Genomic DNA, 17,531 nt, shown 5'->3' with positions numbered 1-17,531 from the left:
ATTTTTGAGTCATATGGAGGCGGTAATTAACTTGTTTAGGCTAATTTTATAAGTTTGCGAGTATGAAAATTAATCAATTTTGAGAGGTTGAATTCAGCCGCTGTTCAGCGTTTACTATTGGCTCTATTTTTCAAAAAAAGGAAATGATAAAGTGAAAACTCTACTTATTGGTGTAACATTTGCGCTAGCTACAGCTGTTTCTGCGATTTCAACTGCGAATGCGGCGGGCTCTCCATTTACCATTTGTAAATATAAAATGACTCAGGGTGCTCCTGACTATGTTAGGCCTCCTGGTTCAGATTACGCGACCAGATATTTATCAGGACACGTAACTTGCCCATCAACACATATGGGTGGTTGGGGAATTTACGCTCTAATTTCACAAAGACACGTAAACTAAGCACTGCTGTTAAATAAGCCTGTTTTAGGGGTTATTTGAACGCATAAAAAATGCTGGGAGACTGTTGTATTTAGTTTCCCTCTATTGCTTTTAAAGCATATTTTTGAGTCTTTTTTAGTATATTGTATCCCAATTTTAATTTTTATTATTGTGTTTTTGGTTGTAATTACTCGAGTGTTCGCTTTAAAATCTATCACCATATAACTTACCCAATTAACTTACTAAGTAGTGAGGTAAATTGAGTAGTATTGGTATATTAAATCTGCTCGAAGGTATTTTTGTACATATGGCTGCGATGTCTAAAATCTCGTTTTTTGTCTGCCGAATTGACGTGACGTATGAATACCAAAAAAATAAATCACTATATAAACGCTATCGCGCCGCGATGTATTTGTTTGCAAGCAATTTAGCCTAACATCTTGTTTTAAAAAACATAGACATTAATTCACTATTCTGGTCCACTGCAAACCCCTTTTCACATTTTTTTCACGTCGTTAATCAGATACTTGTAGCACGATTAGTCTTTACATGTATTTAGACGTTCGATGCGAATGTCACAATTGGTAAGAAATTAGTTTGGGAGAATAAGTGAAAAACATAATAACAACCCACCAACTTGTATTTACTTTATTTGCTGTCGTTATTTCATGCTTGAGCCCAGTGTATGCAACAAGCAACAATGATGCAGTGTCAGGCATTGATCAGAAAATTGAGCAGGTTTTAACAGAACAGCAATTGGATGGCATAGTTTGGGCCATGGTAGAGAGTGATCGCAATGTAACAGGCGCACAAGGTGTGAGCGACGCCCAAAGCCAAAAAGCAATGACTGAACTGCATAAAATGTATGTAGGATCAGTAACAAAAGCAGTATTGGCTGTGGGTGTGTTGCGTTTGATTACTGAGCAAAAACTAAGCCTCGATACTCGCGTGTCTGAAATGTTGCCGAGCCTTGAGATCAATAACCCTTGGTCAAAAACGCATCCGATAACGGTTAGGCATTTACTAACACATACATCTGGACTTGATGACATTCGATTACATCAACTGTTGACCACTCAGACCGACCCAGATATGCCTCTGGAGTTGGCTTTTAGAGATAGCAGCACTCTTGATGTGAGAAACCAGCCAGGACGCCGCTTTTCCTATTCAAATATGGGGTTTACATTGCTTGGTATGATGATTGAAAAAGTGGCAGCTGAGCGCTATGAGGACTACCTGTTAGATCAAGTACTAAAACCACTAAAGATGCATCACAGTAGTTTTCATTTTGTTGATGAACATGACCCCATACTTGCCATTGGTCACTATGAAAATCAAGTAAGACAGACGCCAGTCAGCACTGTGCTCAGGCCTGCGGGGCAGTTTGTCACGACTGCACCTGATATGGCTAAGTTTCTTCGATTTTTACTGACAGAGGAGCACGACACAAAATCAAACTTTATTGCTCCGCAGTTGCTGAGCTTGATGTCAACTCCGCAAGAGACTGAATCAGTTAAACATGGGCTGAAGATAGGGCAGGGGCTAGTCCTATCGGGACGAGATCGCCATGACGTGTTCGGCGCATGTCGCCCCGGCAGCGCTTATGGCTATAATGCTTATTTATGTATTTTTCCCGAACAAAATAAAGCATATTTTTGGGCTGTAAATACAGACAATGAATCAGCAAAGTTGGATAAACTTAACCAACTTTTTATCGAGCAATTAGATTTGGAACCTGCCAAGCTAGCCGAGCGCGAAGCGCCATCGGTTCAAAACCCGGAAATAGAGGGCGTGTATGTATTGGCACCCAACAAAATGGTTCACTTTGCATTACCTGATTTAATGTTTCATTCGGTATATCTTTCGCAAAATGAGGGGCAATTAACTATTCGGTCACTACAGACAAAAGACCGGGTCTTATTGCCCCTAGGTGATGGTATTTATAGGGATAAAACGCGCCGTACTCCATCACATGTTATTTACGAAGCTCGCGGTGAGCAATATCTAACGGATGGGTTTAAGACTTACTCTAAAATATCTGTTGTGAAGTTTACACTTTATTGGGTAAGTCTGAGCGTTGGCTTACTTAGTTTTGTCTATTTATTGGTGGTCGGTTTGTACAAGTTGGTACGATTTCAAACAAGCCAGAATAGGGCGTTAGTATTACCTGCAATTAACTTTATAGCATTCGCAGTGCCTATTTACTTGCTTGGCCAACAACACTATTTACAGCTAGGAGATAAAACACTGGCGAGCCTGTCTTTGTTCGTTTGCAGTACATTACTGCCGTTATCCGTTTTGACTGCTTCGGTGTTATTAATTCGCCAGCGTACTTTCAAAGATATTAAATATCATGTGTTTGCCTTGTTGATGTTTTTACAGTGGTATTGTGTGATGTTTTATTGGGATTTTATGCCAATTGCACTTTGGAAAATATAGAGTTTCACTGAGCAAGGATATGGAGGCGTAGGGCTTAAAGCCGGCGAATATGCGATTGGTGCTATGCACTTTATTAACTCGTCATGTATAGAGTTAATAATGACATTTACATTGAAGTTTTGCTCTTAAATATTACGTCAATTTAAGTTAAAAAAGGGTCTGGTTTTGACCCTTTGGTACATGGTAAGTATGAATAAAAATCTTTAAGCCTTAGTTGTTTGTTTTATCACTTAAACAAGCGCTATTAGGCCGTTCGGATATACGTCGCCATACACCCCACGGGTCCAAACTAAATGCTTTGCTTGGCGCATTACCACCAACTATGTACCATTCATTGCGATATTCATGGCAATCGATGGCGTCAATGACGACTTGGCCTGGTTGGTTATATAGTTGGCTTGGATCCCAATATCCATCTTTCACAGGAGGCGGAGGAGTATGAGGCCCGTGTTCGAAAGTACATACATTGTTTTCAAACTTGAATTTAAGTTGCTCACTTAAAGAGACATAGGTCTCATCTGTACTTGCCTTAAGTGCTGCCAACGCAGTATTTGCTTCATCGGTGCAGTCATATGTTCCACCACTTGCTTTTAACTGGGTGAATTGGCCATTGATATCAACGGCAATACGATTTTGTGCTAACACAAACTCGTTAACATCAGCCTGATTAGTTTCGTTATTTGCAACAACAAGTGCGGTTTGTTGAGTGTAGTTGTAAAGGTAGAACTGCTTCTTTCCTTGTTCGTCATATGGACCACCTTCACCTAACTCATAGATAGGCAGTTTCACCATAATTTGTTCTAAAACCTGACCAAACTGTGTTTGGTATGAAATGGTTTCATTGCTTTGTAAATCGTTAAAAGCCGCTTGTGCAGCAACTTTGGCTTTATCGATAACAGACTCCGAATAGAAACCATAATTCTGTAATAAAGTTAAATAATTGGAGATATCTGTCCAACTTAATTGAGCGTCATAGTTACTCCCCTGAGCTGCAGCTTGTGACAGAGTGTTGGTTACGTCAGGGATCTGTCTGATGTAACGAGCGCCAAAATCATTTTGTTTTTGAAAACATGTCCAATCGTCTTCTAAGTCCTCTGCGATTGAGACACAGTGATCAAATACCTCTTGGGAGCGCAATATTTGATCTTTTGCAGCATAAGGCCCGCGGTTATACATAAAAGACATCAGCATAGTCAGTGCATCAGGGTCTTTTGACTGTTGCAAAAACAAATGCATTGAATCTTGAGAAAGGTCGGAACCTTGATTCCAGGGCAAAGAACCACTGACTATTGCAAGTGCAGAACCGTTATAAAACCCACTGCTTAAAGAAGAACCTAAAATATTTCTCGCGGGTCCGGTGTGAGAGCTCAATACTGTTTTAGGGTCGAGGTCCTTAAATGGCAGTGGAAACCCGCCGCCAACTACACCTTGTAGTTCCGCCCAAGCACTGCCCGGGTACTCTATTTGTAGCACGCCATCATCTTCGTCTACTCCAGCAGGTAGATCTTTACCAAGAGAGCTTTCTTGCAGGCCTTTTGAGACAAAGTAATTTGGGTTCATTTGGCGCTCAAAGTAATCGCCAAAGCGTTCCCCTGTTGCGAAAGGTTTGCTCAAGTCAAAAGTACCATCAGCCCCTTTGCGCAAGCCGTACTGCATTTGAATTCGACTTGATGCACTGGCATGTGCAAATGCGATGGCCCACAATTTATGCTCAACAATCGTATTGGACGAAGGAACCCCCCTGATACTCAAGTTAATTTCATTTGGGAATTCTCCTTGCCAATCTATATGGTAAAACTGCCCCGGCTTGTTGCATCCCTCTCTATCGATATCGTAGCCTCCATCAGGTGTTTCTATGATTTCACAGTGATAATTAACAGTTACCTTGTCTGCGAGTAAAATTCGATAGTCTGTCGCACCTTGATAGGTTGGTAATAATTGGCGATATTGCGTTTCATCTATCGTTTGTATTGCTCCTGCTTGGCTGCACAGGCCACAAAGGACGGCCACATAAATGGCCTTTATTGAAAGCTTTTTCATAATGTTGTTGCTCTTTTCATGTTGTATTAGGAAAGTGTTTTGACATCGCTGTCAATATAAAATATACAATCTACTGTATAAAAAACAAGCGGTAATATGTTGTCAAAATGAACGGGTTGGTTGTTATTAGTCTCAGTGGTTGTTTGAAGTAGTGAATGATGGCAGTCTGATATCTTGGCTATGTATATAAAATTGTTGTTTAAATTTCATGTTTATTGCTGATTAATTCAGCACTCAACTAACTGTGCGGCTTTAGATGGCGAGTTGTATTGCCTGAACTTTATCATCTGATGGTTGCCATTTTAGTAGCTAGACACAATGAAGAGATGAATTACTAATTTTGACGGCACTACGAGCCTTATGGGATTAATGTAATTTATGTCTATAGTCGACGTTGGTAAATCAGGTAGAGGGCACAACGATTATCATGATGAGAGGATTTTGATAAGGCTTGACAAAAAAGCCCAAACACCAAATCATTGTTTATCTTTTATTTTCCTAAAATAGAACCATGACATCTTCAAACACTTTTATGTCAAGATTGACAGCTTTAGTAGAGGCTAAATCATTTCAAAACTTTTTAATTGCAGTGATTTTATTTAATGCTGTGACGTTAGGGTTGGAAACGACTCAATTCGGCAAGGACAACGCAGGGTTACTGCATAAAATTGACTTCGTTATCTTAATCATATTTACTTTAGAGCTGCTTTTGAAGCTGATTGTCTATCGTTTCAAGTTCTTCAAATCTGGTTGGAATTGTTTCGACTTCATCATAGTTGCCATTTCTTGGGTGCCAGCTGGTGGCGCGTTATCAGTTCTACGTGCATTCAGAATCTTAAGAGTGTTAAGACTCTTTTCCGTTGTACCTCAGATGCGCCGAGTTATTGGGGCCTTGGGCCATTCACTACCGGGAATGGCTTCTGTAATTGGGGTATTGGGGATTGTGTTTTATGTGTCAGCAGTACTGACGACTAAATTATTTGGTCAGCATCCAGATCCAAATATGCAGGAATGGTTTGGTAGTATCGGCGCGTCTGCTTACACTTTGTTCCAAGTGATGACGCTAGAGAGTTGGTCAATGGGTATAGTAAGACCAACTATGGAGCTATTCCCACAGTCTTGGCTATTCTTTGTTCCTTTTATCATCATCACCAGCTTTGCTGTTTTGAACTTATTCATCGGTATTATCGTAGATGCAATGCAAATTATGCATGAAGAAGAAGGGGGAACAGAGCCTAATGTTGCATCAAAAGAAGATATATTGCGTGTTGAGGCAAAGTTAGATGCACTTCTAAAGCAGACTAAACGCTAGTGTATTAATAACGGGTTTCACACAGTTGTAGGTGATGCGAATGAAGCGCATCACCTTACCAAGCCTATTTATTTTTGGATTGAGCCATGTAATCCAAAGTAAACTCAGTTAACGCGCGTGTGCCGAGTTTAAAAGCAGACTCATCAGCAAAAAAATAGGGAGAGTGGTTGCTAGCTGCGTCTTTTGGATCTGTGCCTTTAGGTGTTCCCCCTAAGAAGACAAACAGACCGGGTACTTCCATCGCGTAAAATGAGAAATCTTCTGCGCCGGTCACTTTTGGCATTTCAATCATGCCTTGTTTACCTACTACTTTACTAAGGGACGGCAGCATTTGTTTTGTCAGTGCGGGGTCATTGACCGTCACCGGGTAGCCCTCGTAAATGCTTACCTCAGCTTCGTTGCCAGATGCACGCGCAATATGCTCGGCGGTATGTTTGATTTTATCAAAGATCTGAGCTCTATTGTCCATGTCAAAGTTACGAATCGTACCGACCATATTGACTTCTTCTGGAATAATATTGTTACGTACACCGCCAGATATCTTGCCAAATGATACGATTGCAGGCTCTTTGGTAATATTTATTTGACGACTTACAATGTGATTTACGCCCGATACAATTTGCGCGGCAGCGGCGATTGGATCTGCGCCGGCCCAAGGCGTAGAGCCATGTGTTTGTTCACCTTTAACGCTGATTTCAAACCTATCTGCGCTCGCCATTGTTGGACCACTTCGATAACCAATTTGGCCTACATTTAGCTTGGATGTGATGTGCAAACCAAATGCGACATCTGGTTTGTGCTTTTTAAAGATCCCTTCTTTGAGCATCAGTTCAGCACCACCTTCTTCACCTTCTGGCGCTCCTTCTTCTGCTGGTTGAAAAACAAACATGACATTGCCAGCAAGTTCATCGCGCATACCTGCAAGTACTTCGGCTGCGCCCATAAGCATAGCGACATGCGTGTCGTGGCCACAAGCATGCATAATACCGACATCAACACCGCGGTAATTGGTGGTTTTGGTTGATTTGAAAGAAAGGTTGGTCTTTTCTGTCACTGGTAATGCATCCATATCAGCGCGTAACATCACTGTGGGGCCGGGTTTGGCTCCTTTTAACATGCCTACAACACCGGTATAAGCTATCCCTGTTTCGACCTCCATTCCTAGGTTTTTTAGGTGCTCTGATACCATTGCAGCAGTACGTACCTCTCGATTACCAAGTTCAGGGTTTTGATGTATATCTCTGCGCCACTCTATGACTTTTGATTCAACTTGTTTAAGTAAGCTGGACTGGTCTGTAGATGCGTGAGTTGGCACGTTTAGCCCCCCTAGGAGCATGGCAATACTAAGGCTTTTTGTTATGTTTTTCATATCCCTTCTCATATGATTGTCTATTGTTTAATATCAAAATAACAGACAAAATTCGTAGAAAAAACAAAATGAGACGAGGGGTTATAACAAGGGGAATTGTGTGTATACACTGCAGGGGTTATTTCAGTGGGGAGCAAAATACAGTAGAAGTGATTTTCTTTAGTTTATAAATCGCTCTGCTTTTTAATATTTCGTTTTTCCTAAGGCTTTCAAGCTATGTCACAAATCATGCAATTTAGCGTGTGATTAACAGAATATTGATAGGGTTGGTATTAGACATAATGTGATGTTGACAGTGCACAACGCAATAATATAGTGAGGATGCAGTACCCACATTATGAACTATAAAACTTAATATTAAATTTAATCCAACAAAGGTTAAAAGGAGTTACAATGATTAAAAGCTTATCTTTGGTTTGTGCGGTTGTTTCCATGTCAGCTGTTTCAAACGAAATTGTCTACGACGCAGATTTAGAAGCAGGTGCTAGCACTCAGTATACTCAGGGTCCAATCAGTGAAGTTGTCGTTCAGAGCCGTAGAGCGTTGCATATTTCAGCGCTATATACAGTCACTACTCCTGACGCACAGTGTACCAGCGCAAGTGTGATCAATGAAAATACTTGGCAACCAATTGCAGAGTTGGCAGTACAAGGCAATACAGCAATAAATGGCGCGATCCCTGAAGGGTATGAAAGCACACCAAAAGCACTGAAAATTACATGTCATAGTGCAAACCAAACTTATACGGTATTCCACAAAGTGCCAGCTGCACCCCAAATAACTTGGCAGGGGGATGTAGTCGCCTCTGGCTGGACATCTGGCGATCATGCTTGGTATTACAAAAACATCGATTATTCATCCACAGCGTTTATCAATAATAATGCTCCAGATGGCCAATGTATTTATTCCAATTTAGTTGGTTTGACACCAAATGTGATTGAGGAAAAAGACGGAACTCCGTTTAACAGTGCGTATTTCAGTATTGAAGGCATAGCGCTGGCTGGTGGTGGTTTGTCATATGACACTATGGTCTCGGAAATTGTTTGTAAAAATGCAGGTGGTACAACTCGAGCACTTGAGATTTGGGACTTAGGGTTTGATCATAACCCAGCGCCGACCAGAGAGATCACGGTTTATTCATACTAATGTATCAGTTAGGCAAGTAAGAAAGTGAAAGTATAGGGAAGTCGTATATTGAATGCTGTCATTGAGTAGGTAAACAGGTGTTCAAGAGGTAAATGACGACCCTATTTTTCTCATCCGTATTAGCGTCTATAGGACAAAAAATAAGTTGTATCCAAGAAAGTAAATGAGATTGACTAAAGGCGCAGTTAAAATGCATATCGCATATCGCATATCGCATATCGCATATCGCATATCGCATATCAAATAGGGTAAATAACTAAGCCTGCACTGTGCTAGCTCATTATTTCCTAATAAGTTTAAACATTAATCAAAAAACTGCGTAGGCTTGGGGCTCCTCTGTTTTCTATCTATAGCACTAGGGTGTGGCAATTACTCTTATCTAAAGAGTGTTGGGTTTTAGGCAAACAAAATTGAAGTACATTATTAGTGCAACATCATTAGTCTTTATATGGTAGCGGGTCAATAATACCGTAATACCGTAATACCGTAATACCGTAATACCGTAATACCGTAATACCGGAGTCTAAAAATTTCAACTTCGCAGTTCCGTTATGCTTGCAGCCGTAATAATATGTCTTGGCGGAAACTTCGCTAAATTATCTGTGAACAAGATCGCACTACCGTTAGAGAACTATTTAAAATTGAAAGGTTAATTTTTAAAAGGAGCATACATGAAGTTTGCAATTTTTATTCTTTTATTATGTTGTATCTCTACTCCCGTATTGGCCTGTGAACCGACAGCTGCTGAATTTGCACAAGAGCTCAAAGCCTCTAGAGAGCTAGAAGAACAATTTGCGTTAAGGGTGGCGAAAGAAGCAGACTTTATCGCAATTGGTCGCGCCGTTAATGTGAGTGATGTGGATGAGTCAACTGGATATTACTACCGGGTGCACTTCGATGTAGAGCGAGTATTAAAAGGGGAACACCGCAAAACAACATCAGCACTAAAGAATAAAATTGAAACGCGCCCGGTTGATGAGATCATAGAAGAGATTTATGTTTGCGGTCAGCCAGTTGAACCGCGCATCGATGACGCGGATGCGGTTAAAACCTATAAATACCTTTTTTATATAAAAAATGATATTTTGCTCAGAACATCAACCTACCCAGAAGCGCCATTTCCCATGAGACCGCAAGAAGAAATAGACTTATTAATACGCGAAGAACACGTAGCAAGTTATTAAAGCACAGGCGTATATTTAGTGGTAGTGATAAACGTATATGCTAAAAAGCGCCTTTCAAGACAAGCTTAGGGTTTGCTGCGCTACTTGCCATGCACTTTTATTATTCAGGCGCAGATTGCCAATAACCTTGGCTGGAATTTGACCATGCCAAAGGATTTTAGAGCAGAGCTTTATGATGCTTTGGCTTTTTTATTTTTGGATATCGCAGCGATTTAAATGGCTTGAGTACGAGCCAGCGCCAGAGTGGGGTTTAACACGACGATGATTTATCTTGGAGTCTAATAAAGAACTATGAAAATAGCAGTAGCGCAAAGCAGCTCAGTTAAAGGTGATATAAAATTAAACATCGAGAATCACCTTAGGTATATTGAAAAGGCAAGTTCTCTAGGCGTAAATTACTTAGTTTTTCCTGAGTTGTCACTGTCAGGGTACGAGCCTCAATTGGCTGCTGAGATGGCTATGGCGGTAGATGATACTCGTCTTGACCCTCTTATCGCAGCTGCAAAAAAATATAATATATCGGTTGGTGTTGGTGCTCCGTTGCTCTCAAATGGGCTACCAAAAATTGGTTTAATCATTATTCATGATAATGGCAATATTGAAACTTACGAAAAAATATACCTTCATGCAGGCGAAGAACAATATTTTAGCAGCGGCGATAAATATCATTTATTGGAAATAGAGCAAACACTGATCGCCAATGCAATTTGCGCGGACACCATCAATCCACAGCATGCAAAAACTTGTGCTGAATCTGGTGCAATAATTTATGTAGCCGGTGTTCTGATAACACCACAAGGGTATGGGAATGATGCAAAAAAATGGTCTACCTATGCGTCGGAATACAGCATGCTGGTCGCCATCGCCAATTATAACAAGCCTAGTGGCGGTTTGCCTTCGGTGGGTAAAAGCGCCATTTGGCATGAAAATAAACTATTGGCCCAAGCTGGGATCTCTGAAGATGCGCTGGTAGTTGCAGAAAGTTGCAGTGGTGTTTGGATTGCTAACGTGTACCAGCTTTAAAGTTTATTCATTGATTTACATGTATTTTCGAGTTGGTTGTAAAAATAACAAAAGGAGAGGCCGTGTCTTCGATTCAAATTGCCCGCTATGTCATTAGTTTTGCTTGGCTATATCATGGTATTTTTCCAAAGCTAGTCCATGTCGCACCAATAGAGCAATTGATTATGTCTAGTGCCGGCTTCCCAGACGACATATCGACGCTGATCACGAAGATAGCCGGAGTGGGCGAGGTCATGTTTGGTGTTTTGTTTTTTATGTTTTATAAATACAAAGTCATGAACATACTCAATGTTATTGGGCTAACACTATTGTTGATTGCAGTTGCTGTTTTGCAGCCGCAACTATTGATTGAAGCTTTTAATCCTGTAACGACGAATATTCCTCTTATCGCGTTTAGTTATTTGCTGCTCAAAGATAGCCAAAGAGGCTAAAATGCGCAGGTTTGTTGCTGGCTTACTCGTTATACTAATCACATATAGTATTGGCAGTTTGGCTGATTCAAGGAGTGAACCTTCGGCGCTAAAATCAGCACAAGGTTGGGTTAAAGACCAAGGATTTGTGCATAAAGAGCTGGTTTTCGATACAAATTGCGACCACACAAGTTGTCAGATCCGTATTTACCCCCAGGCATTCGCAGCAAGTTTGCGCAATATGTATAGAGGCTGTCCGTCAACATTATGTGTCACCTTGACGTACGATATTAAGAGTCAAAGTATTACAAAACATGTTTTTTGGCGGTAGGGGTATATTTAAAAAGTGTGTTTGTTTCAATTGATAATTTCTATTTATTTCCATTCCCTTGTATTGGTAATTACACCATGGTGACCATATGAAACTTATCTACAGTGCGGTGTTTTTATTGCTTATTGGGTGCAACCAGCATGAAAATGCTGATGATGAAATTGATCGAGCGATAGCAGAGTTCTCGTCTAAAAATAGTTATGTAGGTTTGGCTATTTCGGCGGTTAAAGGTGAGCGGACGATAGCGAGTAGACAATATGGGTTTGCGGACAAAGCACTTGCTATACCATTCAATCAAAGTAGCCTTATATCGCTCGGCTCTAACGCCAAAACAGTGACCGCAGCAGCGATTCTACTGTTGGAGGAGCGTGGTTTATTAAAAACAACGGACACAATACAACAGCATTTTCCTTTTGAATTAAAGCACTTTGAGCAAGTTACCGTAGAAGACCTACTATGTCATACATCTGGAATACCAGATGTATTTAATGAAGAACAATTCCAAAACTACCAATGGCAAAAGTCTGTATCTCAAAAAGAGTTTGTAGACAAACTCAACGAAAAGCCAGTCGTGATTCAGTCGGGAACAAGATATAGCTACAACAATACTGGTTTTTTTCTATTGGGCATGGTTATTGAACACTTATCCAATCAACCTATCGGTGACTTCTTAAGGGAGAAGATATTCCCACAGGCTAACGACCCTAATTTGTATTATTTAGGCGATTCGTTTTACCAACCTGCATTGGTTACAGCTTATGAGCAAGGTATATTCGGCAGTGCTGTATATGAGGATCCCGTTGAATACCGTGTAGTAGGTGGCGCGGGAGCGTTGGGAGGGAATTTAACGTCTTATATCAAGCTGTTCAGAGCTATATTTTCTGGGAAAGTGCTCACTACAGCATCGCTTAATAAAATGACTACGCCTTGCCGTTACAAGAACAAAGATATTGTTCGTAATGACCAAGGTCAACAAGTGGGACTTGGCATAGAAATTACCCAATTAGGAGGTCAACTTGCTTTCACAAGAGGTGGAGCTTTAAATGGTTATGTTTCCACTATCTATCATATCCCGTCAAGTGATACGACATATGGTATCACCGGGAATACGTGGTCCCCTTTAGCGCCACTATTGGAAGAAGTCATTCTCATACAAAAAGCAGAATGAGCGGGTTTCCTAGGCGTCAAAATGTTACTTGGCACCTGAAGTTCAGGTGTGATGAACAAGAAAAGTACAATAATACATGCTTTTAGGAAAAATCTGCGTTATATCGTACTCGCGCAAAGTATTTCAAAGCTGCGCTATCTACAGTCATAGCTCATTGACATCAAAAAAGTAGTTTATTAGCCGCATTTATCACCCCATTTGTGTTGTATTGGCAATGGTCAGTGAGGGTTGCAATAGTAAAGCAGGCCCCCAGCAAAAAGCCGTGATTACTTTGGAGTGATGGTAGCAATATGATATATGGGGGTCGACTCTACAGGCTACGAACACAGAGAGGTTGGTCGAAATCAATTGACTAAGGCGCATTTTGAAAGAGAAATTATGCGTTATTAAATATCTGATATTAAAGCTTATAATCGAACTATTGAGATTCAAGAAGGTTAATTGTCGCAATCAGAACTCACTTTCAGGAAAAATCATTTAGAAGTCATAAGGACGTAAGGTAATTAAAGGTCGGTTGGATTAATTTGGTTGTAAATTAGCTCAAACTAAATCGAATAAATTGTCGATTGAATAACTAAGGAATAAACACCATGAAATCCACTTACCTATCAAAAACCATATTGCTTTCTGTGCTGATGATCGGTGGCGTAAGTCATGCTCAAGATGGCTTAGCAGGATTAAAGGGTCCTTATATTGGACAAACGCCGCCAGGCTCTACACCGGAAGTTTTTGCTCCGGGTATCGTTTCCAAACAGCATCATGATTGGACAGGTCGATTTACTCCAGATATGAAAGAGTACTACTTTACGCGATATAACCGTAAAAAGAGAACAAATACTGCGATTGTTTTCAGGCATGAAAATAACCGCTGGAAAGAGGTGGTGTTAGCACCCCAAATGGGCGGCTCGATTTCCCCAGATGGTAAAACAATGCATGATGGCAATAAATATAGAGAGCGCACAGCAAAGGGGTGGTCGGAACTAAAAAGCTTAGGCGCACCATTTAGCGAAATTCCCATTATGGTGTTAACCGCATCTGCGAATGGAACATATGTATTTGATGAGCGGAAAGAAATTGGCACCATTCGCTATTCAAAGGTCATTGATGGTAAACGACAAGCGCCTAAAGCGTTTGGTAAACAAATTAATTCAGGTAAGTGGACAGCACACCCTTTTGTCGCGCCGGATGAAAGCTACATTATTTGGGACAGTGAACGGGAGGGCGGTTTTGGTGCAACTGACCTGTATATTAGTTTTCAAATGGACGATGGCTCATGGAGTAATGCAATTAATTTAGGGGACAAGATAAATACAGCTGGTCCTGATACTGGTGGAGTTGTGTCGCCTGACGGCAAGTTCTTTTTCTTTAATCGAAAGTTTGGTGATGGAGACTCCGACGTCATGTGGGTAGATGCACAGTTTATTGCAGAGCTTAAAGCCAAGCTTTGAGCAAAGTTACTGTCAATGCACTGTTGGTGAGCGATGGCTATGTAGCTTAGCTCACATTGTTTTAAGACGTATTAATTTCAGGTGGTAAATATGAAACGTGCTTATTGTTTGGTATCCCTGCTTATTACATTCGCTGTTAGCCAAAAAAGCCTTGGTCATCAAAGTACGGCTATCCTAGAAGGGCCCTACCTCGGTCAAAAACCGCCGGGCTTAACGCCAGAAGTATTTGCTCCAGGTGTTGTTACGACACAAGGGTGGGAATACGGGGGGGTTTTTACCCCAGATTTAAAGGAGTTCTACTTTTTACGAGAGGGAAAAATAGATAAAAGCCAAGAGCTTGTTGTTTTTCAATATAAGAATAACCGCTGGCATGAGTCGGTTGTTTCAAAAAGAGTAGGGCAACCATTTATCTCGCCAGATGGAAAAAAGATGCATTTGGGGAAACGATATAAGGAACGAACAAACAGTGGGTGGTCTGAAATAAAACAGCTAGCGCCATCATTTAAGGATCTTCCTATCATGCGCCTGACCGCATCAGCAAAGGGCACTTATGTATTTGACGATGCAGATAGAAGTGGTAACGGTGTTTTGCGCTATTCACGCTTGGTGGACGGAAAGCGCGAAGCGCCCAAACCATTGAGTAAAGTGATCAATACAGGGAAATGGAACGCACATCCCTTTATTGCACCCGATGAGTCTTATATTCTTTGGGATGGAGAGAGACCCGGTGGATATGGTGATGCCGATATTTACATTAGCTTCAAGCAACCAAATGGAGCTTGGGGAGCTGCAATTAACTTAGGGGATAAAGTAAACACAAAGGCTTGGGAAGCGGCGGCTGGCGTGACATCTGACGGTAAATATATGCTGTTCAATAGAAACTCGGGAACAGAAGAAAATACCAATATAGACATATATTGGGTTGACGCAAAAATTATCGAGGATCTTAGGCCTAAGCTTTAATTTATTCTAGCTTAGTTTGCGACATCCATTTTAGCCTATATACACACCTAACTGGTTAACTTGCAGCTTAAAATGGATGTTTTATCGCTTTCATTATCATGCTTTAAACAAGGCAAGTTTTGAATTAGGGGTTCAGGTGGTTGGCTGCTAGATTTTCGCTCTCCTAGCAGGGTTTTTTGCTGGAAAGGAGCGACTTTAGTCTCCTTTTTATAAATTTGCGTGACAGTCGTGGCACTGTCGGGGAAAATGAGCGCTCAACCCTCCTAATGACTCTATCAACAATCGAGTTCAAGTGAATTAGGGTGACGTGTATGCAAATAATTTGAGCGAGGAGAAGAGTTTGGCAAAAAAGTACTATGTTGTTTGGAAAGGTCGAGAGACAGGTATCTTTACGACTTGGGAGAAGTGCCAGTCGCTCGTTGATGGTTTTGCTGGTGCGAAATTTAAGTCATTTCCAACACTAGAAGAAGCTGAATTGGCATTTGGGAAAAAATCTCAACTCAAAGAGTCACAGGCGAGAAAGACTGCTTCTAAATATAGCAAACCAAAGCCTCAACCTCTTTCACAAATGCAAATTGACGCTATGCCTTATAATGTCAAAATATTTACCGACGGCGCATGTGAGCCTAACCCGGGAGAAGCAGGCACAGGATTGGCCGTATATGAAAACAACCAACTCAGTGCACTTTGGTATGGGTTATATCAACCTGTTGGGACAAATAATACCGCAGAACTCCATGGCTTGAATCAGGCCTTGCGTATTGCTAAAGAGGTGCTCGCAAGTGGTAAAAGTGTGGGCATATTTTGTGACTCGAAATATTCCATCGACTGTATTACCAAGTGGGCAATGGGTTGGCAGAAAAAAGGTTGGACTAAATCGGATGGCGAAATCAAAAACTTGGATATCATCAAACCCACCTATGAACTGTATCAAGACATAGCTGCGCAAATTTCAATTCACCATGTTAACGGTCATGTTGGTATTGAGGGGAATGAATTGGCTGATAGGATGTCAATTGTGGCAATTGACTCAAAAGATAAAGATCTTGTTCAATTTCAAGAGACAAATAATATTTCGGAAATTTTAGCGTTACGAACAGGTTGATATGTCATTATTTAACGGCGTAATAGTCGAGCAAATGGAGCACTAATACGGGGCTCCATTAAGCACTAAAAACGAGTATAGTCAGTGTGTTAGTCTTGTTTATGTGAAAGCAGTGACTTCATCCCCAAAGCAGTGATCCGCAACACTTCTTCTGTATCAGGTGTCGGATGAATTTGCTGCATCCCCAGAAAATTAGCATACGCCATCATGGCATGATCAGCAGCGGCTTGTTCCTCGAGCCCGAGTCCTAAGTAACATTCAGCTAAGTAGGCAATACGTTGTTGATCTATTTTTTCTAGATGAGCTTTTATGCTGGGGGTTTTTAATGCCCATGCACGGATATGTAACTCGGCCTCTGTATTATGGCTCGCAATGACCTTATCTAGCTTTTCAAGTCGCTCAATAGGGGTAGCGGCTTGATTGGCTTGCTGAATAAAGTTAACCGTCATCGATTGATACCAGTACTCCATCAACTGCTCGATAAAGTCCGACCTTGACGCAAAGTGATGATAAAAAGAACCCTTTGATACCCCTTTTTTATCACACAAAGGTTGTATTTTTAGCTGTTCAGGCCCATTTTTCATTAATACTTTGAGCGCAAATTCTAACCAGTCCTTTTTGGTCTCAGAAATGTGATAGTTTGTCATATTCTGCCTGCTTTACGAGCACTATTTATCACTACGCGAGCAATGACATAATGAAAAGGTAAGATGGCATTGACATAGGCTTTACCAAGTAAGGTTTTTTTATTCACTAGCGTAGATACGATGATGTTGTTTGTGTCTAACCTAACCGAGATATAAAAGTGCATATGTCTATCTTCTGCACCACAAATAATCTCATCTGCAAACTTTTCTAGAACAGTTACAAAGCCAGCTTGATCACCAACTTCCAATTCTGTTTTGCTTGTTGTGAAGTTGGCTTGTCCAACTTTAAAGCCGAGCAGTTTTACTAGTCTATTTCGCAAACGCATGAGCATTGTGATCCAGCTAGGCATGTAATTGAAAATGGCGTGTTGTGTTTCGCTTGGCGAAAGGGCGTGTTGCTTTCTTGAAATAACCAGTGCATCTCTAAAATGGTTACTCTGTGCCTTGTTAGCTAACCGATCATTAAAGGGGGCAACGAGGGAGGAAATTGCTGAAAACATATGTTTTACCTAAATGTGATTAAACAATACACAAACCATACCATGCGGTATGGTTTGTTGTGAAGCA

At 40.9% G+C, this 17,531-nt stretch carries 15 protein-coding genes; 11 read left to right on the top strand and 4 right to left on the bottom strand.

Going from position 1 to position 17,531, the window contains the following annotated elements; translation table 11 throughout:
- Window positions 1-151: 151 nt before the first annotated feature.
- Together N483_RS09660 and N483_RS09650 are read left to right on the top strand one after the other, a co-directional pair.
- Window positions 152-400, top strand: coding sequence for a hypothetical protein (locus N483_RS09660; protein ID WP_023401044.1), 249 nt, complete (start codon window positions 152-154; stop codon window positions 398-400).
- Between the two features lie 588 nt (window positions 401-988).
- Window positions 989-2,818 (top strand): serine hydrolase domain-containing protein, encoded by a 1,830-nt coding sequence (locus N483_RS09650; RefSeq protein WP_023401043.1) that lies wholly within the window; start codon window positions 989-991, stop codon window positions 2,816-2,818.
- A gap of 210 nt (window positions 2,819-3,028) precedes the next feature.
- Here the strand turns inward: N483_RS09650 and N483_RS09645 are convergent, their stop codons facing one another.
- Window positions 3,029-4,858 carry a hypothetical protein gene (locus N483_RS09645; protein WP_023401042.1) on the bottom strand — a complete coding sequence of 610 codons (1,830 nt, stop codon included), beginning with the start codon at window positions 4,856-4,858 and terminating at the stop codon, window positions 3,029-3,031.
- Window positions 4,859-5,390: 532 nt separating this feature from the next.
- Here N483_RS09645 and N483_RS09640 point away from each other — a divergent pair.
- The gene (locus N483_RS09640; RefSeq protein WP_023401041.1) at window positions 5,391-6,170 is read left to right on the top strand and encodes an ion transporter; all 780 of its coding nucleotides are present in this window, start codon (window positions 5,391-5,393) and stop codon (window positions 6,168-6,170) included.
- Between the two features lie 64 nt (window positions 6,171-6,234).
- Here N483_RS09640 and N483_RS09635 read toward each other — a convergent pair whose 3' ends face one another.
- On the bottom strand, window positions 6,235-7,530 hold the full coding sequence (locus tag N483_RS09635; RefSeq protein ID WP_419555108.1) for an amidohydrolase: 1,296 nt from the start codon (window positions 7,528-7,530) through the stop codon (window positions 6,235-6,237).
- Window positions 7,531-7,932: 402 nt separating this feature from the next.
- Between N483_RS09635 and N483_RS09630 the strand changes: the two genes are divergently transcribed.
- From N483_RS09630 to N483_RS09590, 8 genes are all read left to right on the top strand, one after another.
- A complete protein-coding gene (locus tag N483_RS09630; protein WP_023401039.1) occupies window positions 7,933-8,685 on the top strand; it encodes a hypothetical protein in 753 nt (250 codons plus the stop codon).
- Between the two features lie 671 nt (window positions 8,686-9,356).
- Window positions 9,357-9,869: a hypothetical protein gene (locus tag N483_RS09625; protein ID WP_023401038.1), complete on the top strand. Its 513-nt coding sequence runs from the start codon at window positions 9,357-9,359 to the stop codon at window positions 9,867-9,869.
- 291 nt (window positions 9,870-10,160) lie between these two features.
- Window positions 10,161-10,892, top strand: a complete 732-nt coding sequence (locus tag N483_RS09620) for a carbon-nitrogen hydrolase family protein (protein WP_023401037.1) — start codon at window positions 10,161-10,163, stop codon at window positions 10,890-10,892.
- 62 nt (window positions 10,893-10,954) lie between these two features.
- Complete coding sequence (locus N483_RS09615) at window positions 10,955-11,323, top strand: DoxX-like family protein (RefSeq protein ID WP_023401036.1); 369 nt, start codon at window positions 10,955-10,957, stop codon at window positions 11,321-11,323.
- Window positions 11,324-11,721: 398 nt separating this feature from the next.
- Window positions 11,722-12,801, top strand: a complete 1,080-nt coding sequence (locus N483_RS09605; protein ID WP_023401034.1) for a serine hydrolase domain-containing protein — start codon at window positions 11,722-11,724, stop codon at window positions 12,799-12,801.
- Window positions 12,802-13,391: 590 nt separating this feature from the next.
- Complete coding sequence (locus N483_RS09600; protein WP_023401033.1) at window positions 13,392-14,249, top strand: PD40 domain-containing protein; 858 nt, start codon at window positions 13,392-13,394, stop codon at window positions 14,247-14,249.
- Window positions 14,250-14,339: 90 nt separating this feature from the next.
- Window positions 14,340-15,212: a PD40 domain-containing protein gene (locus tag N483_RS09595; protein ID WP_023401032.1), complete on the top strand. Its 873-nt coding sequence runs from the start codon at window positions 14,340-14,342 to the stop codon at window positions 15,210-15,212.
- A gap of 340 nt (window positions 15,213-15,552) precedes the next feature.
- On the top strand, window positions 15,553-16,317 hold the full coding sequence (locus tag N483_RS09590; protein ID WP_023401031.1) for a ribonuclease H family protein: 765 nt from the start codon (window positions 15,553-15,555) through the stop codon (window positions 16,315-16,317).
- A gap of 89 nt (window positions 16,318-16,406) precedes the next feature.
- Here N483_RS09590 and N483_RS09585 read toward each other — a convergent pair whose 3' ends face one another.
- Window positions 16,407-16,964: a TetR/AcrR family transcriptional regulator gene (locus N483_RS09585; protein ID WP_023401030.1), complete on the bottom strand. Its 558-nt coding sequence runs from the start codon at window positions 16,962-16,964 to the stop codon at window positions 16,407-16,409.
- Window positions 16,961-17,464, bottom strand: coding sequence for a DUF2867 domain-containing protein (locus N483_RS09580; RefSeq protein ID WP_023401029.1), 504 nt, complete (start codon window positions 17,462-17,464; stop codon window positions 16,961-16,963). Before N483_RS09580 ends, N483_RS09585 begins: the two co-directional genes overlap by 4 nt.
- Between the last annotated feature and the right edge of the window lie 67 nt (window positions 17,465-17,531).

The sequence above is a fragment of the Pseudoalteromonas luteoviolacea NCIMB 1944 genome (assembly GCF_001625565.1).
GTDB classification, from domain to species: Bacteria; Pseudomonadota; Gammaproteobacteria; order Enterobacterales; family Alteromonadaceae; genus Pseudoalteromonas; species Pseudoalteromonas luteoviolacea_F.
Note: the sequence above shows the minus strand (reverse complement) of the source record. Positions and strands in the feature narration are given on the sequence as shown.

What these genes read in the sequence shown, in the direction of transcription:
- N483_RS09620 (WP_023401037.1), top strand. Translation starts at nt 10,161, where the DNA reads ATGAAAATAGCAGTAGCGCAAAGCAGCTCAGTTAAAGGTGATATAAAA.
- N483_RS09585 (WP_023401030.1), bottom strand. Translation starts at nt 16,964, where the DNA reads ATGACAAACTATCACATTTCTGAGACCAAAAAGGACTGGTTAGAATTT.
- N483_RS09595 (WP_023401032.1), top strand. Translation starts at nt 14,340, where the DNA reads ATGAAACGTGCTTATTGTTTGGTATCCCTGCTTATTACATTCGCTGTT.
- N483_RS09600 (WP_023401033.1), top strand. Translation starts at nt 13,392, where the DNA reads ATGAAATCCACTTACCTATCAAAAACCATATTGCTTTCTGTGCTGATG.
- N483_RS09625 (WP_023401038.1), top strand. Translation starts at nt 9,357, where the DNA reads ATGAAGTTTGCAATTTTTATTCTTTTATTATGTTGTATCTCTACTCCC.
- N483_RS09605 (WP_023401034.1), top strand. Translation starts at nt 11,722, where the DNA reads ATGAAACTTATCTACAGTGCGGTGTTTTTATTGCTTATTGGGTGCAAC.
- N483_RS09645 (WP_023401042.1), bottom strand. Translation starts at nt 4,858, where the DNA reads ATGAAAAAGCTTTCAATAAAGGCCATTTATGTGGCCGTCCTTTGTGGC.
- N483_RS09580 (WP_023401029.1), bottom strand. Translation starts at nt 17,464, where the DNA reads ATGTTTTCAGCAATTTCCTCCCTCGTTGCCCCCTTTAATGATCGGTTA.
- N483_RS09630 (WP_023401039.1), top strand. Translation starts at nt 7,933, where the DNA reads ATGATTAAAAGCTTATCTTTGGTTTGTGCGGTTGTTTCCATGTCAGCT.
- N483_RS09640 (WP_023401041.1), top strand. Translation starts at nt 5,391, where the DNA reads ATGTCAAGATTGACAGCTTTAGTAGAGGCTAAATCATTTCAAAACTTT.